17 protein-coding genes are annotated in these 19,599 nt (G+C 47.8%); all 17 read right to left on the bottom strand.

The window, feature by feature from the left end; translation table 11 throughout:
• Window positions 1-76: 76 nt before the first annotated feature.
• The 17 genes from efp to BKD12_RS13080 all read right to left on the bottom strand — a co-directional run bounded on the left by efp (window position 77) and on the right by BKD12_RS13080 (window position 19,524).
• Window positions 77-640: an elongation factor P gene (gene efp / locus BKD12_RS13160; RefSeq protein ID WP_070089806.1), complete on the bottom strand. Its 564-nt coding sequence runs from the start codon at window positions 638-640 to the stop codon at window positions 77-79.
• 85 nt (window positions 641-725) lie between these two features.
• Window positions 726-1,235, bottom strand: a complete 510-nt coding sequence (locus BKD12_RS13155) for a YqeG family HAD IIIA-type phosphatase (protein WP_070089805.1) — start codon at window positions 1,233-1,235, stop codon at window positions 726-728.
• Complete coding sequence (locus BKD12_RS13150) at window positions 1,228-2,019, bottom strand: shikimate kinase (protein ID WP_070089804.1); 792 nt, start codon at window positions 2,017-2,019, stop codon at window positions 1,228-1,230. Before BKD12_RS13150 ends, BKD12_RS13155 begins: the two co-directional genes overlap by 8 nt.
• 48 nt (window positions 2,020-2,067) lie before the next feature.
• A complete protein-coding gene (locus tag BKD12_RS13145) occupies window positions 2,068-2,763 on the bottom strand; it encodes a peptidoglycan recognition protein family protein (RefSeq protein ID WP_070089803.1) in 696 nt (231 codons plus the stop codon).
• A 71-nt stretch (window positions 2,764-2,834) separates the two neighbouring features.
• Window positions 2,835-3,875 (bottom strand): aldose epimerase family protein, encoded by a 1,041-nt coding sequence (locus BKD12_RS13140; protein WP_070089802.1) that lies wholly within the window; start codon window positions 3,873-3,875, stop codon window positions 2,835-2,837.
• An 18-nt stretch (window positions 3,876-3,893) separates the two neighbouring features.
• A complete protein-coding gene (locus tag BKD12_RS13135) occupies window positions 3,894-5,831 on the bottom strand; it encodes a response regulator (protein ID WP_070089801.1) in 1,938 nt (645 codons plus the stop codon).
• A 1-nt stretch (window position 5,832) separates the two neighbouring features.
• Window positions 5,833-8,838: a beta-galactosidase, LacZ type gene (locus BKD12_RS13130; RefSeq protein ID WP_070089800.1), complete on the bottom strand. Its 3,006-nt coding sequence runs from the start codon at window positions 8,836-8,838 to the stop codon at window positions 5,833-5,835.
• A 30-nt stretch (window positions 8,839-8,868) separates the two neighbouring features.
• On the bottom strand, window positions 8,869-9,135 hold the full coding sequence (locus tag BKD12_RS13125; RefSeq protein ID WP_070089799.1) for an ABC transporter permease family protein: 267 nt from the start codon (window positions 9,133-9,135) through the stop codon (window positions 8,869-8,871).
• 221 nt (window positions 9,136-9,356) lie between these two features.
• Window positions 9,357-10,811, bottom strand: coding sequence for an IMP dehydrogenase (guaB, locus tag BKD12_RS13120; protein WP_070089798.1), 1,455 nt, complete (start codon window positions 10,809-10,811; stop codon window positions 9,357-9,359).
• 80 nt (window positions 10,812-10,891) lie between these two features.
• A complete protein-coding gene (locus tag BKD12_RS13115) occupies window positions 10,892-11,383 on the bottom strand; it encodes a DUF6106 family protein (RefSeq protein ID WP_070089797.1) in 492 nt (163 codons plus the stop codon).
• A gap of 156 nt (window positions 11,384-11,539) precedes the next feature.
• Complete coding sequence (gene groL / locus BKD12_RS13110) at window positions 11,540-13,162, bottom strand: chaperonin GroEL (RefSeq protein WP_070089796.1); 1,623 nt, start codon at window positions 13,160-13,162, stop codon at window positions 11,540-11,542.
• A gap of 35 nt (window positions 13,163-13,197) precedes the next feature.
• Window positions 13,198-13,482 (bottom strand): co-chaperone GroES, encoded by a 285-nt coding sequence (locus BKD12_RS13105; protein WP_070089795.1) that lies wholly within the window; start codon window positions 13,480-13,482, stop codon window positions 13,198-13,200.
• A 113-nt stretch (window positions 13,483-13,595) separates the two neighbouring features.
• A complete protein-coding gene (locus tag BKD12_RS13100) occupies window positions 13,596-13,898 on the bottom strand; it encodes a hypothetical protein (protein ID WP_070089794.1) in 303 nt (100 codons plus the stop codon).
• A 12-nt stretch (window positions 13,899-13,910) separates the two neighbouring features.
• A complete protein-coding gene (gene codY / locus BKD12_RS13095) occupies window positions 13,911-14,696 on the bottom strand; it encodes a GTP-sensing pleiotropic transcriptional regulator CodY (RefSeq protein ID WP_070089793.1) in 786 nt (261 codons plus the stop codon).
• Window positions 14,697-14,758: 62 nt separating this feature from the next.
• Window positions 14,759-16,843 (bottom strand): type I DNA topoisomerase, encoded by a 2,085-nt coding sequence (gene topA / locus BKD12_RS13090; protein WP_070089792.1) that lies wholly within the window; start codon window positions 16,841-16,843, stop codon window positions 14,759-14,761.
• Window positions 16,844-16,857: 14 nt separating this feature from the next.
• Window positions 16,858-17,961, bottom strand: a complete 1,104-nt coding sequence (gene dprA, locus BKD12_RS13085; protein ID WP_070089791.1) for a DNA-processing protein DprA — start codon at window positions 17,959-17,961, stop codon at window positions 16,858-16,860.
• A 15-nt stretch (window positions 17,962-17,976) separates the two neighbouring features.
• Window positions 17,977-19,524: a YifB family Mg chelatase-like AAA ATPase gene (locus tag BKD12_RS13080; RefSeq protein WP_070089790.1), complete on the bottom strand. Its 1,548-nt coding sequence runs from the start codon at window positions 19,522-19,524 to the stop codon at window positions 17,977-17,979.
• Between the last annotated feature and the right edge of the window lie 75 nt (window positions 19,525-19,599).

Raw genomic sequence — 19,599 nt, 5'->3', positions numbered from 1 at the left:
GTATTGGATAGATATGAACATTATAAAAAAGCCCTGCACAAATTGCAAGGCTTTTCCTAAGATCTTTATACGATTCTTAAACTCTTGACAGATATTCTCCGGTACGGGTATCAATCTTGATCATCTCTCCCTGATCAACGAACAACGGAACTGATACCTGAGCTCCTGTCTCTACGATAGCCGGCTTGGTAGCACCCTGAGCTGTGTTTCCTTTGAATCCCGGCTCAGTCTCTGTTACCTGCAGCTCTACCGTAAGAGGCGGCTCAATCGCAAACGGCTTCTCCTGATAAAGGCTTACCGTTACTTCCTCGTTCTCTTTTACAAACTTCAGAGAATCTCCTACATCCTCAGCTCCTACCGCAATCTGATCGAAGGTCTCATTGTCCATAAAGTAATAAAGATCTCCGTCATTGTAAAGATACTGCATCTTCTTTCTCTCAATAAATGCTTCCTGGAAAGACTCTGTCGGACGGAAGGTTGTCTCTACCACACCACCGTTGATGATATCTTTTAATTTTACACGGACAAATGCCGCTCCCTTTCCGGGTTTTACATGCATAAACTCCATTACCTGACATACCTTGCCGTCAATTTCAAGTGTCATGCCATTTCTAAATTCGCCTGCTGACTTTGTTGCCATTATATAATCCTCCTTAAACCGTGCCTCTCCGGCACTTCTTACGTTCTATTCGCTCTAATCATTTTATAATATATTCCGCCTATTTTCAACCCTTTTTTCTCTTCTGCTCTCTCCGATAAAAGAAGAGGACTATTTTCTCCAGATACCTCTTTAAAACAATCTGGATCTCCTCCTTAGGATGAATCGGCTTTACCAGGATATTAGGGATCCCTGCCCTTTTTGCTCCCCACACGTCTGTAAAAAGCTGGTCGCCGATAAAAATCGTGTTGCTCCGGTCCGTTCCCATGATCTCCATGGCGCGGATATAATTTTTCGTAGATGGCTTATGGGCATTATACACATAATCCACCTGGATTTTTTCATTAAACATTTTTACTCTGGGCTCCTGATTATTTGAGATCAGGCAGCACCGGTAGCCGATCGACTTTAACCTCTCAAACAGCGCAATGGCCCTGTCGTCTGCCGGGGCGTTATGCGGCACAAGAGTGTTGTCAATATCAAAGATCAGTCCCCGGAATCCTTCTTTATATAGCTTTTCAAAATCTATCACATAGGTAGATGCCAGGTACTGATCTGGATAAAACGTCTTAAACATAATCCTCTTCCATTTCCGACAGCCGCCGCACCAGCTCCTCGCAGACCTGAAGCACAGTCTTGTGATCTGTCTGTACCACGATATCAGCGGCCGCCTCATATTTCTCCCGGCGCTGTTCCATCAGTTCTGCAATGCCGTCCACATTTTTACGGCCTTTCAGCACCGGTCTGTCGTCACTGTCCTTCACTCTCTCGTAGATTGTCTCCGGGCTGGCCGTCAAAAGGACGACACGGCCGTTTTTCTTCATCTCAGCCACATTGTTTTCCCGAAGAGCAGTCCCTCCGCCGCAGGAAATGATCACATTTTTACGGTCCTGCAGCTCCACCAGAAGACTGGTCTCCAGATCCCGGAAGTACTCTTCCCCGTATGTGGCAAAGATATCCGGGATGCTCATCTCTTCCCGGTCCGTGATCTCCTGGTCCATCTCAATAATATCCATATCAAACATCGTACTTAAGTAATCGGACACGGTAGTCTTTCCTGCTCCCATAAATCCGATCAGCACGATATTATAATCAAACAGTTTTCTTGCCTGGATCCGCTTGCTGTTTTTCAGGATCCTCTGGAACACATCATAGATCTCATCCTGGTACTTATTGTGTTCCAGTTTCTGCTCCAGCCTTACCTTCTGCTTTCTCTCCTGCTGAGGCTGCAGGATCGGCATCCCATATTCTTCTTTATATGCCATGATCTTTTCGATGATCGCGTTTCTTTCCATCAGCGCATCGATGATCTTATCATCGCAGAGGGCAAGCTGTTCTCTGTACATCTCCAAATCGTTCATGCCTTCACGCCTTTCTTCTCTTCCTCTACATTTACCTGTACAATCATATCAGTAATTCTGCTGCCTGGCAAGAGTTTCCTTCACATCCTGCCGGAAGTTTTCCCAGGCGTCCTCATGATCCACAAAATATTTGGGACACTCTTTCCCCGTCACGTCATAATGACGGATCACGTCATCGGCTCCAAGATCAAACTTCATGCACAGCCAGGCGCACAAATTTACCACCGACCGGTATGTGGCATCCGTAAATTTTCCGGTCTCATCCGGATGACAGCACTCAATGGAAACCGTATCAATATTCCGGCTGTTGGACGCGTATGCCACCTCCCAGGTCGGAACGCACTGTACAATCTCACCTTCAATCCCCACCACAAAATTACTGCTGGCTTTTGTCTCATGGGTATCCTTAAGATTCTCAAAATAATTCCTGTTCTCCATGGCAGTTGCCCCGGGATTGGCTGTGTAATGCACGACGATCCCGGTGATCTTCTGTGTACTGGTCCCCGGTCTGGAATAGGGATTTACTGTCAGAAGCTCCACATCCATCTCCGGCCGGAGCGCATCTATGGCATCTCCTGTCCGCTCTGAATATTCATTGGAGCACCGCCCGGAAACCTTCATCACACCAAGCAGCAGGGCCAATAAAATCAGCAGCACAAAACCGAGGCGCAACGCACGTTTCATCCGCCTCTTTTTTTGTGCTGCTGTTCTTCCTTTGATCTTTTGTGTCCGTTTTCGTTTCATCAGATATCCTTCCCATCTGCTGCTATCTTATCACAGAACCAGGAAGATTTCCGAAAAAGAACCTTAGGATTTTATGAATTTTTAAAAAAGTGATATTCCGTGGTGGTGTCATAGATCTCCCCGGCATGTACTACAGGAGACGGGAATGATTCCTGATGGATGGCATCCGGGAAGAACTGTGTCTCAAAGCAGGCTCCCTGCCGTCTTCCATACACGGCGCCTTCCTTCCCTTTTTCATCTTCCACGAAATTGGCCGTGTAGAACTGCATCCCCGGCAGATCCGTATACACTTCCATCCCAATCCCGCTCCGGGAAGAACACATACCGGCCACGCGCCGCAGGCCGCTGCCATTCAATACCCAGTTATGGTCATAGCCTCCGCCAAAATTCAGAGCCTCATAATCTTCCCCGATCCGGGCACCGATCAGCTGCCCGGTCCTGAAATCCATAGGCGTCCCTTCCACCGATACGATCTCTCCGGTAGGGATAGACTGCCGGTCCGCCCGGGTATATGCATCTGCATCAATCCATACTTTCTGCTCCAGCACATTTCCTGCTCCGTGTCCGTCAAGATTAAAGTAGCTGTGATTGGTAAAATTAAGGATGGTGTCCTGATCCGGCATGCCATGATAATGGATCCTAAGTACATCGTCATCCGTCAGCTCATATGTAACCCTGATATCCACTGTTCCTGGAAATCCCTGGTCTCCGTCCGGGCTGTGCAGAAGGAAGGTGATGCTTTGCGCCTCTTCTTTCTCCACCTTCCACAGTCTCTGGTTTGTGAAATCCCGTCCGCCATGCAGCGTATTGACACCATTGTCATTTTTCTCCAGCAGGAAGGTCTTTCCACGCAGTGTAAAACTTCCTCCTCTGATCCGGTTGGCGCATCGTCCCACCGTAGCGCCAAAAAAGCAGGTGCCCTTTTCATATCCCGACACGTCCCCGTATCCAAGCACCACATCCCGCATCCTGCCGTCCCGGTCCGGCACCATCATCCGCACAAGCGCCGCCCCATAGTCTGTCACCTGGGCTTTCAGCCCCTGCCTGTTTTCCAGTGAATAAAGCCAGGCGCTTTCTCCTTTTTTCGTCACTCCAAATGCTTCTCTTCTCATCCTGTCCCCTCTTTTCTTTTATTTTCGTATCGGTATTTTGATCGTTACCGTTGTCCCGCTCTCTTCTTTGCTGACAATATTGATGCCATAGTCCATACCATAGATCATTTTAATCCGGTCATCCACATTATTCACACCGATCCCGGTGAAATGCTCTCCCTTGATCTTCTCCTTCTGCTTAAGCGACATCAGCGTTTCTGCATTCATCCCCACGCCGTTATCCTCAATATCAAACCGGAGATACCTCTCCTCCAGCCGTGCAAAAATCTGGATGCAGCCGGTACGTCCCTCCGGAAATCCATGGAAAAATGCATTTTCTACAAAAGGCTGGAGGATCAGTTTGGGAAGCCTTAACTCCATACACTGCACCGGAATATAATATTCCACCTTTACATGATCTCCGTACCGCACCTGATTGATCTTTACATAATTTTCCAGATTCCGGATTTCCTGCTCAACCGTGATAAATTCATCTGTATTGCTGATCGTATTTCTGAGCAGCGAAATAAATGCATCGATCACCTCTGTCGTCTTCTTCGTATCCTGCTGCCAGGCCAGCCATTTTATACTGGCCAGAGTATTATACATATAGTGCGGATTGATCTGCATCTGAAGCGCATGGATCTCTGCGGTGCGTTTCTCTTTCTCTATGGAGACAATCTGTTCAATATACTGATTGATATCACGGATCATCGTGTTATAAGTGCTGGTAAGCTGACGGGCATCTGATAAGAGCGCACACTGCCGGAATCCATTATCGTCATATGTTTCTGCCCGTCTTCCTCCATGCTTTTCATGATACGGGCCACCGCTTCTGACTTTTTCCACGTTTTCCGCCTTGTCGATACTGGAAAAATAAGCTCTCTTCATGGTTCCGATATCCACCTGGCACTTTTCCATCTCGATCAGATAATTGTAGAAAAGATTTTTCGTCAAATTTTTCAGCCGGTACACATCCGCTTTCGCTTCGCACAAAAGAAACGTATATTCCCGGAACATCTCCAGCGCCCTGCCATACTGCCGCCGCATCAGTGCACTGCTGTAGTCTTCAAACGCGAACCGGGTCTCCTCGGCCGTTATCTTTACCTGGCTGCTAAGAAGCATCGCCGTTCCCGGGTAATAAAATTTCATTCCAAGATTCGGACGTATTTCTTTCTGATAACTTTTCCGTATTCCCTGAATCCCGGAAAAGCTGTCTCCTATCACAAAGAATACCCGGTCAAAGATGCTGTTCATTTTATCCGCAAACCCCTGCATATCCCTCAGAACACGCTCTTCATCCCTGACGCGGAAATTGAATACCATGCAGAGGATCTCTTCTTCAATGAGCACTGACAGCATTTCATATTCTGTCTGTCTTTCGAAATATTCCTCCGCCATATCGCTAAACTTCACGATGCGGGGCTTTTGCCCTTCCTGCAAAGCACGCAGATCAATTCCCGCGACCCGGTACAAACTATGTGGAAAAGTATTAACAAACAACACCTCATCCAGTCTATCCCGGTATCCCATCAGAAAGCGTTCCAGCATCACTCGGGGCGACAGCTCCTTCTCCTTGCGCAGTGTAAGCCCGGGGATGTTCCTTGCCGCCTTCTGCAGGGTTTTCAGAAGGATCTCCGGATTGAGTGTGGGCTTCAGTATATAATCTGACGCTCCGTTCAGCAGTGTAGATTTTACATATTCAAATTTGTCATAGCTACTGAGAATGATCAGCTGGATTCCCGGATATTTCTGCTTCAGGATCTGGGAAAATTCAATCCCGTCCAGCACCGGCATGACAATATCCGCAAGCACGATATCCGGCTCCAGCTTTTCAATCAAATCAAGGCCCTCTTGACCGTTGGTGGCCTCACCAACGATCTGAAAGCCTTCTTTTTCCCATTCCAGCATATGCTTCATGCCCTGACGCATGATGAATTCATCATCAATGATCAGAACCTTACAATAATCTTCCATATTACACCTTTTGAATGGTAAATTTTATATTCCGGTCAATATCCGAAGAAAGTCTGTATTCCTCATGCACTGGAGCTCCCCAGCTGTCATCTCCTCCAACTCCCATCTGGCTCTCAAGGATCCGTACCCAGCTGTAGTGAGCTTTCGGCAGTTCTTCCCGGTGCGTGGCCGCCTCCAGCTCGTAAGCACTGCAGGGAAGAACACTGTTTTCAAAAGGAACACCTTCTGTTTCAAAGCGAAGTCCTTGACCGTCCGCGTCTGTTACTTCTACCCAGCGTACATCCATACGGTTTCCGCACTCCTGCGGGAACAGATAAGCAGATAAGTTATCGGCAGCCTGATAGCTGTACACACCAAGCCTTGCCCCTTCCCTGCGGTCCAGATAGTTTTCCTCAGGTCCCCGTCCGTAATACCTTACTCTATCATACCTTGCTTTCAGTTTCATGTCCATACCGAAAGCAGGCATTTCCGGCAGCCCGTCTGTTCCCTTATACAAAGCATGTACGTGGATCTTTCCGTCGCCTGTCACCCGATAGGAAACATAGGCTTTGGTCTGCGGAACCGTTGGAAGCAGATATTCAAACGTAACGCACACCTGGTCTTTTTGCTCCTGTACATCCACATCAGTCAGTTTATAAAACAATCCTGCAGTCATCCACTGAGCAGCGTCAAAGCCGGTCTTTGCTCCTCTGTCATTGTCCGTAAGCGCTCTCCAGAATGTGAGCTTCGGTGTCCTCGTAATGTATTCCACGCCATCATAGCAAAGAGATGCGATCCCGCCCTCCGCCTTAGAGAACATGGCTGTAAATCCTCTTCCTCTGACCCCGATGTTTACATCCCCCCGGATGATCTCCAGCGGGCAGGTCTTTTCTTCTGCCTTGTCTGCTGTCTTCTTCACGTACTGCCCAAAAGATATCTCATGGCCGGCCTTTGCCCACAGAGTGTCATCCTTAAGCCGCAGAGATACTTCATAGATGAATTCACCAGTACCTGGAAGTTCCGGATAGGTCAGGTTCACATAAGCCTCGCTTTCCGGCGCCACATCCGTCTCTGTCTCCGCTTCGTAAAGACACCGGTCCTCCTTTAACAGACGATATGCCAGCACATATCTTCCGGTAGAGACAAACAGGCTGTCATTTATAATCTTTACACCCTTTTCATCCGGCTCCAGCTTGATATCCGCATATAAAGCCTTCACCTCCTGAGCTTTTGGAGATGCCTTCCTGTCCGCATAGACAATGCCGTTTCCGCAGAACTCATAATCTGTGGCTCTTTCATCGTGATCGCCGCCGTAAGTCAGTACCCGCTCTCCCAGCTCATTGACCCGGTACAGAGACTGATCAATATAATCCCAGATAAATCCTCCCTGATAAAGAGGATACTTTTTCTCCAGATCCGTATACAGCTTCATACCGCCTGTGGAATTCCCCATAGAATGCATGTATTCACAGCTGATATATGGCTTTTTCGGATCATTCTCAAGATACTCTTCGATCTCCGCCGGCTTTGCATACATCCGGCTTTCCATGTCACTGATATGGTCGTATTTCCGGTTCCAGAATACCCCTTCATAGTGCACCAGCCGGGAGTCATCCTTCTCGTGAAAATATTCGGACATCGCTTCTATATCTGTTCCCGCATAGGATTCGTTTCCGCAGGACCAGATCAGAACAGACGGGTGGTTCTTATCCCGTTCAAACATAGATGACGCACGGTCCAGGACCGCAGCCTTCCATTCCGGACGATCCCCAGGTACATTCCAGGACGGCTCCACTTCTCCTAATTTCTGCCAGGATCCATGGCTTTCCAGATTGGTCTCGTCGATGAGATAGATTCCGTACTCGTCACAAAGCTCATACCAAAGGGTCTGATTCGGATAATGAGAGGTGCGGACTGCATTTATATTATGCTGCTTCATAAACCGGATATCCCACAGCATATCCTCTCTGGTGATGGCCCGGCCTCTTACCGGATCAAACTCATGCCGGTTCACACCCTTAAACAGAATTCGCTTCCCGTTCAGACACATGATCCTGTCTTTCATCTCAAACCGGCGAAAGCCCACCTTCTGCGGGATAAATTCCAGAATCTGTCCTTCTTCGTTCTTTACATACAGATACAGGCGGTAAAGCCTTGGCTCCTCTGCACTCCACGGCAGAACAGCAAGTCCGGAAGCTTTAAAAAAGACCTCTTCCTTCCCCTCTGCATTTCCGTTCCAGATTTCTTTCTCATCCCCGTCCCGAAGACTTGCCTCAATCGTTACATCGTCTATATCTCCAATAAGCTCTGCCCGGATCTCAAGCGTCCCCTCCTGATAGGAATCCGTAAGACCTGCTTTCACGAAGATATCCCGCACGTGCACTCTGGGAATACTGTAGAGAAATACATCCCGGAAGATTCCGGAAAACCGGAAAAAATCCTGATCCTCCAGCCAGCTTGCACTGCTCCTTTTATATACCTCTACCGCCAGTTTATTTTCTCCCTCCCGCAAAGTCTCTGTCAGCTCAAATTCTGCCGGCGTAAAGCTATCCTCGCTGTAACCGATGAATGTTCCGTTCAGCCACACATAAAAGGCAGTTTCTACCCCCTGGAAAGAGATGAAAGTCCTTTTTCCTTTCATCTGTTCTTCCAGAGTAAAATACTTCACATAACTCCCCACCGGATTATTGCGTTTTGAGACCATGGGCGGACGTAAGAATTCTTCCCCGTCCCAGGGATACATGGTGTTAATATACTGGTTTCGTCCATACCCCTGAGTCTCCAAATGACCCGGCACCTGTATCGTATCAAATCCGCTGCAGTCATAGCTGTCCTCATAAAATCTTTCTACACGCATAGACGGATTTTTTGCATAGGAGAACAGCCAGGAGCCGTTCAGACACTGTCTGAGCGGCCTCTCCTCTGTCTCCTTTTCAAAATAGGTGTGGTCCGAATGTGCCGGGATCCGGTTTACGGCAAAAACCTCCGGATCCTCAAGCCACGAAAGCTTCGCTTCTTTTGCTGTCATATATCTGTTACTCCTCTCTTCCTTTCAAAGCTATCCCTTTACAGAGCCTGTCATTCCTGCCACAAACTGTTTCTGCATCAGGAAGAAGATCAATGCTGTCGGGATTGTCGCGATCACAACCGCCACCATCATCATACCATAATCTGGCGTATAAGAGGAACCCATTGCGGAAAGAATCAGCGGCAGAGTTCTCTTTTCCGGCGACTGCAGTGCGGTCAACGGCCACAGATAATTATTCCAGCTCGTCATGAACGTGGTCACGATGGCCGCCGCATAGCAGGACTTCATGGTCGGCATAAAGATTTTGACTTCATTCGATGAACTTTTTTGGATGTATACACTTTACCACAGCAGACCTTCGAAGCATTAGGACAAAGTTTCTGTGATTTTTCACTTTTTTTAAATATTTTTTACATTCCCTTTTTTCATTTGTACTTTTTTAAGATTTTAGTAAATTTTTACTGTCCTGTCAAAAAAAGCCAGACGCATCTGCGCCTGGCTTTTCATTCTCTAATCAACTATTCATCTACACTATAGTTTGGTGCCTCTTTCGTGATATGAATATCATGCGGATGACTCTCTCTGAGTGCAGCCGCAGAAATCTTGATAAACTGACCCTTCTGCTTCAGATCCTCAATTGTCGGAGCGCCGCAGTAGCCCATACCGGACCGGAGGCCTCCCATCAGCTGGAATACTGTATCTTCCACGGATCCCTTATATGCCACACGGCCTTCCACTCCCTCCGGCACCAGTTTTTTGGCGTCGCTCTGGAAATAGCGGTCTTTGCTTCCGTTTTCCATAGCCGCGATAGAGCCCATGCCGCGGTAAACTTTATATTTTCTTCCCTGGTACAGTTCAAAGGTTCCCGGGCTTTCGTCACATCCGGCAAAAATACTTCCCATCATGCACACGTTTGCACCTGCTGCAATGGCTTTTGTCATATCTCCGGAATACTTAATACCGCCATCCGCAATGATCGGGATTCCGTATTTGTCTGCAACTTCATAGCAATCCATAACTGCAGAAATCTGAGGAACACCGATACCCGCGATAATACGGGTCGTACAGATGGATCCCGGTCCGATTCCCACCTTCACCGCATCTACGCCGGCCTTGATAAGGGCCTCTGTTCCTTCTCCTGTAGCAACATTTCCTGCGATCACCTGCAGATCCGGGAATTTGGATTTTACCATGTCCACTGTCCGCATAACATTAGCGGAATGTCCATGAGCAGAGTCCATAACCACTACATCTACCTTGGCGTTTACCAGTTCCTGGGTACGCTCCAGACAGTTCGCGGTGATACCGATTGCGGCTCCGCAGAGCAGGCGTCCCTGTCCATCCTTTGCTGACAGAGGATATTTGATCTGTTTTTCAATATCCTTGATCGTGATCAGACCTTTCAGGTTAAAGTCCTTATCTACGATCGGCAGCTTTTCTTTTCTTGCTTTTGCAAGGATTTTCTTTGCTTCTTCTAATGTAATGCCTTCCGGAGCTGTAATAAGTCCCTCGGAGGTCATGGATTCTTTAATCTTTTTAGAAAAATCTTCCTCGAACTTCAAATCACGGTTGGTAATGATACCGACCAATTTCCTTCCTTCTGTGATCGGCACACCTGAGATCCTGAATTTTGCCATCAGATTATTGGCATCCTCCAGTGTATTTTCCGGAGACAGGAAAAACGGATCTGTGATTACCCCATTTTCCGATCGCTTTACCTTGTCTACTTCTTCTGCCTGTTCTTCAATGGACATATTCTTGTGAATAATACCGATTCCTCCCTGACGCGCCATAGCAATCGCCATCCGGTGCTCAGTGACTGTATCCATTCCGGCACTCATCATCGGTATATTCAGCTTCACCTTCTTGGTCAGATACGTAGACAGATCCACCTGATTGGGGATCACTTCTGAATAAGCCGGTACTAAAAGAACATCATCAAATGTAATTCCTTCTCCGATAATCTTTCCCATGATTTTTCATCCTCTCTTTCACCATTGCAAAATTGTAATATTTAACAGCTATCATATCGAATCCTGACATGATTTGTCAACTATTTTCTGATGACTTTTCTGGGTGCCAGCACAAAAAAGCCTTCAATAATCGTTTCATTTGGCTCAAATACCACTTTTTTCAGTTCCCCGTGATCCGCTACGACTAATGTGTACAACTTAGCCTGTCCGGTTCCGGAAGAAAAGTCCAGCGTCTTTGCGTTCTGATACTGACGAAGCTCCGGAGCATCTGACGGCGCCAGAAGTTCCATCTCTGAAACATTCATCGAGAACATTCTCTTACGCTTTGCACGGCTCATGATCTTGTCCACGTCAAGATCTCCGTTGACAAACAGATATTCATACTCCACATTCAGCCTGCGGAACATGAATACATCCAGCACAACAGCCAGTATCGGCAGAATGATCCCTAACGGAAACATAAGCACGATAAACACGGCGATGACCGTCAGTACGATCAGCCCCGCTCTGATCGCCATCTCCTTTGCCCCAGACTGTTTTTTTACAAGCTGTTCTGTATAGAAGTCACTCATTTATTTATTCCTCCAAAAAATATATACTGATTGGTATCATTGTAACACATTTCTACACAAAAAGAAAACTCCCCCTAAGGGGAGTTTTCAAAATTTTCACTTTTATCTGTGAGAACCAGACTATGGCTCACAGTGTGAACTGTATTTATCCGGGAATTACATCATTCCCATTCCGCCGCCTGCCGGTGCTGCAGCCGGTACTTCTTCCTTAATATTTGCCACAACAGACTCTGTAGTCAGAAGTGTAGCTGCTACGCTGGTCGCGTTCTGAAGTGCGCTTCTTGTTACCTTTGCAGGATCCAGGATACCGCTCTCTACCATATCTACATACTGCTCTGTCAGTGCGTCGAATCCAATGCCAGGCTCAGACTCGGATACTTTATTAATGATAACAGATCCTTCCAGTCCTGCGTTGGCAGCGATGCGGTACAGCGGAGCTTCCAGCGCTTTCAGGACTACATTTCCGCCTGTCTTTTCATCGCCTTCCATCTCTGCTACCTTCTTAGCCACTTCTTTTGCAGCGTGGATGTAAGCAGATCCGCCTCCTGCGATGATACCTTCTTCAACAGCTGCTCTGGTAGCTGCCAGGGCATCTTCCATACGAAGTTTTGCTTCTTTCATTTCTGTCTCAGTAGCCGCACCTACACGGATCACTGCTACGCCGCCGGCCAGTTTTGCCAGTCTCTCCTGAAGTTTTTCTCTGTCGAAATCAGAAGTGGTCTCTTCAATCTGATTCTTGATCTGAGCCACACGGTCTGCAATAGCTTTCTTGTCGCCAAGTCCGTCTACGATAACAGTGTTTTCTTTCTGTACTTTAACGGATTTTGCACGACCCAGCTGTTCCATTGTTGTATCCTTAAGATCCAGTCCCAGCTCTTCGGAGATCACTTCTCCGCCTGTCAGGATTGCGATATCTTTGAGCATCTCTTTTCTTCTGTCGCCATATCCAGGTGCTTTTACTGCTACTACATTGAAGGTTCCACGCAGTTTGTTTACAATCAGGGTAGTCAGCGCCTCGCCTTCGATATCCTCTGCGATGATCAGAAGTCTTGCTCCGGACTGTACGATCTGCTCCAGCAGCGGAAGGATATCCTGGATGTTGGAGATCTTCTTATCTGTGATCAGGATGTATGGATCTTCCAGGTTTGCTTCCATTTTATCCATATCAGTTGCCATGTATGCAGACACATATCCGCGGTCAAACTGCATACCTTCTACCAGGTCAAGTTCTGTCTTCATGGTCTTGGACTCTTCAATGGTGATAACACCGTCGTTGGAAACTTTTTCCATAGCGTCTGCTACCATCTCGCCTACTTCCTCGTCACTGGCAGAAATTGCTGCAACCTTGGCGATCTGATCTTTGCCGTTTACTTTGCTGGACATCTTAGCGATTGCTTCTACTGCTGTATCTGTCGCTTTCTTCATACCTTTACGAAGGATGATCGGATTTGCGCCTGCTGCCAGGTTCTTCATTCCTTCGTGCACCATAGCCTGTGCCAGTACGGTAGCTGTGGTAGTTCCGTCTCCGGCCACGTCATTTGTCTTGGAAGCAACTTCCTTGATCAGCTGTGCTCCCATGTTCTCAAAAGCATCTTCCAGCTCGATCTCTTTTGCGATCGTTACACCGTCGTTAGTGATCAGCGGTGCTCCAAAGGATTTATCCAGGACAACATTGCGTCCCTTTGGTCCAAGTGTAACTCTTACTGTATCTGCCAGCTGATTAACTCCTGCTTCCAGTGCGCTTCTGGCCTCGGCGCCATATTTAATTTCTTTTGCCATGATCTTACTGCCTCCTAATAAACTAAAATGGTTGATTATTCTACGATTGCCAGGATATCATCCTGCTTTACAATAATGTACTCTTCGTCATCGATCTCAACGGTGGTTCCCGCATATTTGGAGTAAATGACCGTCTGTCCGGCAGACACGTTCATCACTACTTCTTTTCCGTCTACTGTTCCGCCAGGCCCTACAGCAATTACTTCCGCCTGCTGCGGTTTCTCTTTTGACTGTCCGGGGATCACGATCCCGGATTTGGTCGTTTCTTCTGCGATTAACTGTTTCAATACAACTCTGTCGCCTAATGGTACTAGTTTCATAGAATATGCCTCCTTAGATTTAAATCTATTTGTTAGCACTCACTAAAAGAGAGTGCTGAAAAACTCTAGGTATAAAATAGCACTCTCTTTCGGATTTGTCAACACACTTTTATTTAGTTTACAAGATTTTTATAAAATCCATTCTGAATCCGGAATTTGATCACATTCCCTGATTTATTCCAGTAACGCTCCAGCAGCATTCCGGTACAGGCAAGGGTCCCTTTTCCGGTATCAATCTGACATTCATAGATTCCATCCAGAGAAAACGATGAAAGTTTGTTTTCCGTTAATAAGTATATGCATTCCTCCTCCGGACGATACTTTATTACACTGCACGGATGAGAAACCTCATCCAGATATCCGTCTTTTAAAATGACCCGCACCATACGGAGCCTGGCAGAACACTCTTCGTACATAAAGTCCCTCTCCTATTTCTGCATGCGCTCAGCCTTAATATGCTCCAGCTCTGTAAATACATAATCATTGACTACCTTGATGTAAGTTCCTTTCATACCGGAAGAACGGGATTCGATGACACCGGCGCTCTCAAACTTACGGAGCGCATTTACGATCACAGACCTGGTAATTCCCACACGGTCTGCAATCTTGCTGGCTACCAGGATTCCCTCTGTTCCATCCAGCTCATCAAAAATGTGGATGATCGCTTCCAGTTCGGAATATGACAGCGTGCTGATGGCAGACTGGACAATATGCTCTTTCCTGCTTTCTTCCGCATTTTCCTCGTTGACAGACCTTAACATCTCAAGCCCTACCACCGTGGTTCCGTATTCACTCAGGATAATATCATCAATTTCATAAATCTGGTCAATCTTATAGATGAACAGCGTTCCCAGCCGTTCGCCGGCGATATCGATCGGTGTGATGATCGCCTGATACCCCTTCACCACATCAGCGGAGAAGCCTAAGGTCTCCAGATTAACATTTTCCTTCGTAGAAAGGATACTTAAGAGCCTTTCATTCAGCATCCCGTCAATATGCGTTCCTACCTTCTGTTCAATAAGCTCTTCGATCAGCGGCACGCCCTCGCATTTGCTGCAGCCCAGCACCTTCCCCTTCTTACTGATCACAACCACGTTGGAATTCAAAATTTCTGTCAGTACCGCACAAATGTCGTTAAATACGACCTTGCTGGAATTGTTATTGTGCAGTAATTTGTTGATTTTCCTTGTTTTATCTAATAATTGTACACTCATGGCAATCCTCCATCCTTTGAAAGTAATATTATCATACATTATATAAACATTCAACAAATTTTCTAAATATTCTTTACATTTCTCTTATCTTCCACATAACCACAGGTCTCATCACTGCACAGAAGCTTATTTCCCTTCTCTACCATATAGCTTCCGCAGCGCGGACATTTCTTTACCGATGGTTTCTGCCATGACATAAATTCACAGTTCGGGTTATCCTCACAGCCATAATATTTTCTGCCTTTTTTTGTCTTGCGGATCACTACATCTTTACCGCAGACAGGGCAGGGCACACCGATCTTTTCCAGATATGGCTTGGTATTCCGGCACTCCGGAAATCCGGGACAGGCCAGAAATCTTCCGTGAGGGCCATATTTGATCACCATATTCCGACCGCACTGCTCACAGATCACGTCGGTCACTTCATCTTCGATCTTTACCTTTTCCTGCTCTTCTTCCGCTTTCTTCACAGCAGCATCCAGATCCGGATAGAAGTTCTCGATAATAGTTTTCCATCTTACCTTCCCTTCTGCAACACCATCCAGCAGTCCTTCCATATTTGCCGTAAAATTCACATCCACGATGCTGGGGAATGATTGCTTCATGATGTTATTGACTACCTCGCCAATCTCTGTCATATAAAGATTTTTATTTTCCTTCGCCACATATCTTCTGGAAATGATCGTGGTGATCGTCGGCGCATAGGTACTGGGACGTCCGATCCCAAGCTCCTCTAAGGTTTTGACCAGAGCGGCCTCCGTATAGTGAGCCGGCGGCTGTGTAAAGTGCTGTTTCGTCTCAAAGCTTTCTTTGGAAAGTTTTGCATTCTCATCCAGCCCTTTTACCAGCACGTTATTTTCTTCCTTCTCTTCATCGGCTTCTGTATATACACACCGGAATCCTTCAAACGCTATCCTGGATGCGGCTACTGTAAACCGATATTCCCCTGCCGCGATCCTCACGGAGGTAGTCTCATATTTAGCCGGCTGCATCCTGCTTGCCACAAAACGTTTCCATACCAGCTGGTAGAGACGGAACTGGTCTCTGGTCAGGGAATCCTTCATAGCCGCCGGTGTTCTCGTAACATCTGTAGGCCGGATTGCCTCATGAGCATCCTGTACTCCCCTGCCGTCCCTGGCACTGGAAATATCTCTGGAGGCCACATATTCCGGGCCGTAAGTACCGCCGATATATTCCCTCACAGTCTGATCCGCCTCTGCCGATACTCTTGTAGAGTCCGTACGCAGATAGGTGATCAGACCTACTGTTCCATTTCCTTTGATATCAATTCCCTCGTATAGCTGCTGGGCAATCCTCATAGTCTTTGAGGTAGCAAAATTCAGAGCTTTGGATGCCTCCTGCTGCAGAGTACTGGTTGTAAAAGGTACCGGAGCCTTCTTGACCCTTTCGCCTTTGCGGATCTCGTCTACTGTATACTCCGCCCCCTCCAGTTCTTTTAATATCTGCTCCATCTCTTCCCTGGATCCGATGGTCAGTTTTTTATTTCCTTTTCCATAGAATTTGGCTCTGAGGAGCTTTTTCTCCCCTTCCACCTTCAGGTTTGCATCCAGCGTCCAGTATTCCTCCGGAATAAAGGCATTGATCTCTTCTTCCCGGTCGGCAATAATGCGCAGTGCGACTGACTGCACACGCCCCGCGCTTAATCCCCGTTTTACCTTTGCCCACAAAAGCGGGCTGATCCGGTAGCCTACAATCCGATCCAGAACTCTTCTTGCCTGCTGAGCGTCTACCAGATCAGAATCAATCTCTCTTGCATTTTTTAACGACGCCTTGACCGCGCTTTTCGTAATTTCATTAAAACTGATCCGATATGTTTTCTTTTTATCCAGCTTCAGCGCCTGGCTTAAATGCCAGGAAATCGCTTCTCCTTCCCGGTCCGGGTCGGTTGCCAGATATACTTTGTCCGCCTTTTTGACTTCCTTTCTCAATGCCGCCAAAATCTCACCCTTCCCTCGAATCGTGATATACTTTGGCTCAAAGTCATGCTCTACATCGATGCCAAGCTGGCTTTTGGGCAGGTCGCGCACATGGCCGTTGGATGCCATTACAACATAATTGCTCCCCAAAAACTTTTTGATTGTTTTCACCTTTGCCGGTGACTCCACGATTACAAGATAGCGTGCCATATCTTTCCTCCGTTTTATATTTTTCTGCCAGGGCCCTTTTCGGCTCTGACATAATGATTTTTTGATATTTCTCTGGCATATCCCTCAAGTACCAGCGTGATCAGAGCCTCCATGACTCTTCCCGGCTCCAATCCTGTTTCTTCTATAATATAGCTGACGTCCTTTGGAAATAAACCGAGACAACTATACACCATATTTTCGGGACTTTCAAGCATTTTTTTATTCTTGTCAGATTTTTTCATAATGCAGATTCTCTCCATCCCCAGTTCCTCCAAAAGATCCTGCGGCGACAAAAGGATTCCTGCCCCTTGACGGATCAGCTGATGACACCCCTCGCTTAGAGGGCTGTCTGCCGGCCCCGGCAGGGCGTAGACATCTTTGCCTTGTTCCAATGCCTGATCTGCCGTAATGAGCGATCCGCTTTTTCTTTTCGCCTCCATGACCAGAACTACATCTGCAAGCCCGCTGATGATACGGTTCCGTTCCGGAAAATAGGCCGGCAGCGGCGGCTCTCCCGGTATGCGTTCTGACAGGATCCCGCCATTTTTCATGATATCTGTATAAAGGCCAATATGTTCTCTCGGATAGCAGATATCCACACCACAACCCAGCACCCCATAAGTCCTCCCTCCTCCGTTCAGTGCTCCTCTCTGACCGGCGCCGTCGATTCCCCTTGCCATTCCGCTGATTACCGCAATCCCCGCTCCGGCCATTGCCTCACCATACTCCAAAGCCATCTGCTCCCCGTAAGGTGTACATTTTCTTGCTCCTACAATTGCTACCGCCGGCTGATTTTCCGGCGGAAGATCCCCCTTGACAAAAAGCGCAAAAGGCGGATCCTGGATTTGTGTCAATCTTTGGGGATACTCTGGCGCGCCATATGGTATCATCTGTATCCCGGCCATTTCGAGCTTTTTCCACTCCTCTTCCAGCTGCTTTTCTGATTCCGTTTTCCGGCACAGCAGCCGGATCTCCTGTTTTGTCAAAATTCCCAGCCTGTGCAGGTCTTTTTCTTCTATATAATATACGGCTCTGGCACTGCCATATGCGTCCTTCAGCTTTCTTTTTTTCCTGGCCGATAACGGCCTCACTTTCGCCAGCCAGTATTCATACATCATGATTTTGTCTCCTTTTCATCTGCCCCAGTATTTCTTGTCCATAGTCCGGTAGCCTGCCGCCTCTTTCAGATGAGGCGCCTGAATGTGTTCGCTGCCGTCCAGATCTGCGATCGTACGTGCGACTTTTAAGATCTTGTGATAGGTCCGTGCCGTAAGATCCAATGCAAGGAACGCTTTTCGCATTAGCGCTTCCCCCTCTGCATCCAGAGCGCAGTACTGCTCCAGATCTCCGGAGCCCAGCATCGCATTGGACAAAACCCTTGTCCCCGCATACCTTCTGGTCTGAATCTTCCTTGCCCGGCACACCCGTTCCCTGATTTCCTCCGAACTCTCTTCCTTTACCGTCCCCTTCAGATCATCATACGCAATCTTCGGTGCCTCTGTACACAGATCCATCCGATCCAGGAACGGCTGACTCACCCGGCTTAGATATCTCCGTATCTGGCTCGGAGTACAGCTGCATTTCCCCATATCCGGAAAATTTCCACAGGGACAGGGATTCATTGCCGCTGTCAGCATGACGTTCGCCGGAAACCAGTAAGACCCGTGACTTCTGGCAATTATCACCTGCCGCTCTTCCAGCGGCTGACGGAGCATTTCCAGGACTGACTTCTGAAATTCTGTCAGCTCGTCCAAGAATAAAACACCCCCGTGAGCCAGGCTTAATTCTCCTGGAACCGGAACCGCCCCTCCTCCGATCAGGGCAGCCCTTGTCACTGTATGATGGACTTCCCGAAAGGGTCTGCCTGTGATCAGCGGATGCCTTTCATCCACCATACCCCGGATACTGTAAACCGTGGTAATCTCCATACTCTCTTCTTCCGTGGGCGGCGGCAGGATTGTGGGGATCCTCCTTGCGATCATGGACTTCCCGCTGCCCGGCGGACCCACCAGCAAAAGATTATGCCCGCCTGCCGCCGCCACCTCGGCCGCCCGCTTCACAGCCTGTTGCCCTCTTACCTGGGCGAAATCCAAAAGTTCTGTCAGTTCTTCCGCCGCACCGTCAGTTTCTTCTTTTCCCTCCCGGCCTGCTAAAGCTTCTGGTTCCAAAGTATGAGTCAAATACCCCAGAGCTTCCTTCAGGTGAGAAACCCCGATCATACGGATCCCTTCTACCAGATTTCCTTCTGTCCGATTCGCCAGGGGCAGGATGCAAGTATGACATCCCGCATCCCGGGCCTGCTTCACTATGGGAAGGATTCCCGAAACCTTCCGCACATGTCCGCTAAGGCTCAGTTCTCCGATCACCAGCACCCGTTCCAGCTCTTCTTTGGGGATCACACCAAGAGAGGCCAGCACGGCCAGCGCGATCGGCAGGTCATAAGACGCCCCTTTCTTTCTCATCGTCGCCGGAGCCAGATTAACCATGATCTTCTTTGCAGGGAGAACGATATCTGCATTGCGGATCGCAGTGCGCACCCTCTCCGCTGCTTCCTTCACTTCCGATGACAGGTATCCCACCATATGAAACACAGGCAGACCATTACTGATATCTGCCTCTACATGCACAAGCTCCACATGCATCCCCCGGATTCCGGCGGACAGCACAACACTAAACGCCATTTGCACACCCCTTTCTCTTTACCGTCCACATATTATGGGTCTCATATTTTCAGTTATCTTCTCTTGTTTGGAACA

It is taken from the genome of Merdimonas faecis (assembly GCF_001754075.1).
Lineage (GTDB): Bacteria > Bacillota > Clostridia > Lachnospirales > Lachnospiraceae > Merdimonas > Merdimonas faecis.
The sequence above is the reverse complement of the archived record's forward strand: the minus strand, read 5'-3'. Positions and strand labels throughout refer to the sequence as shown.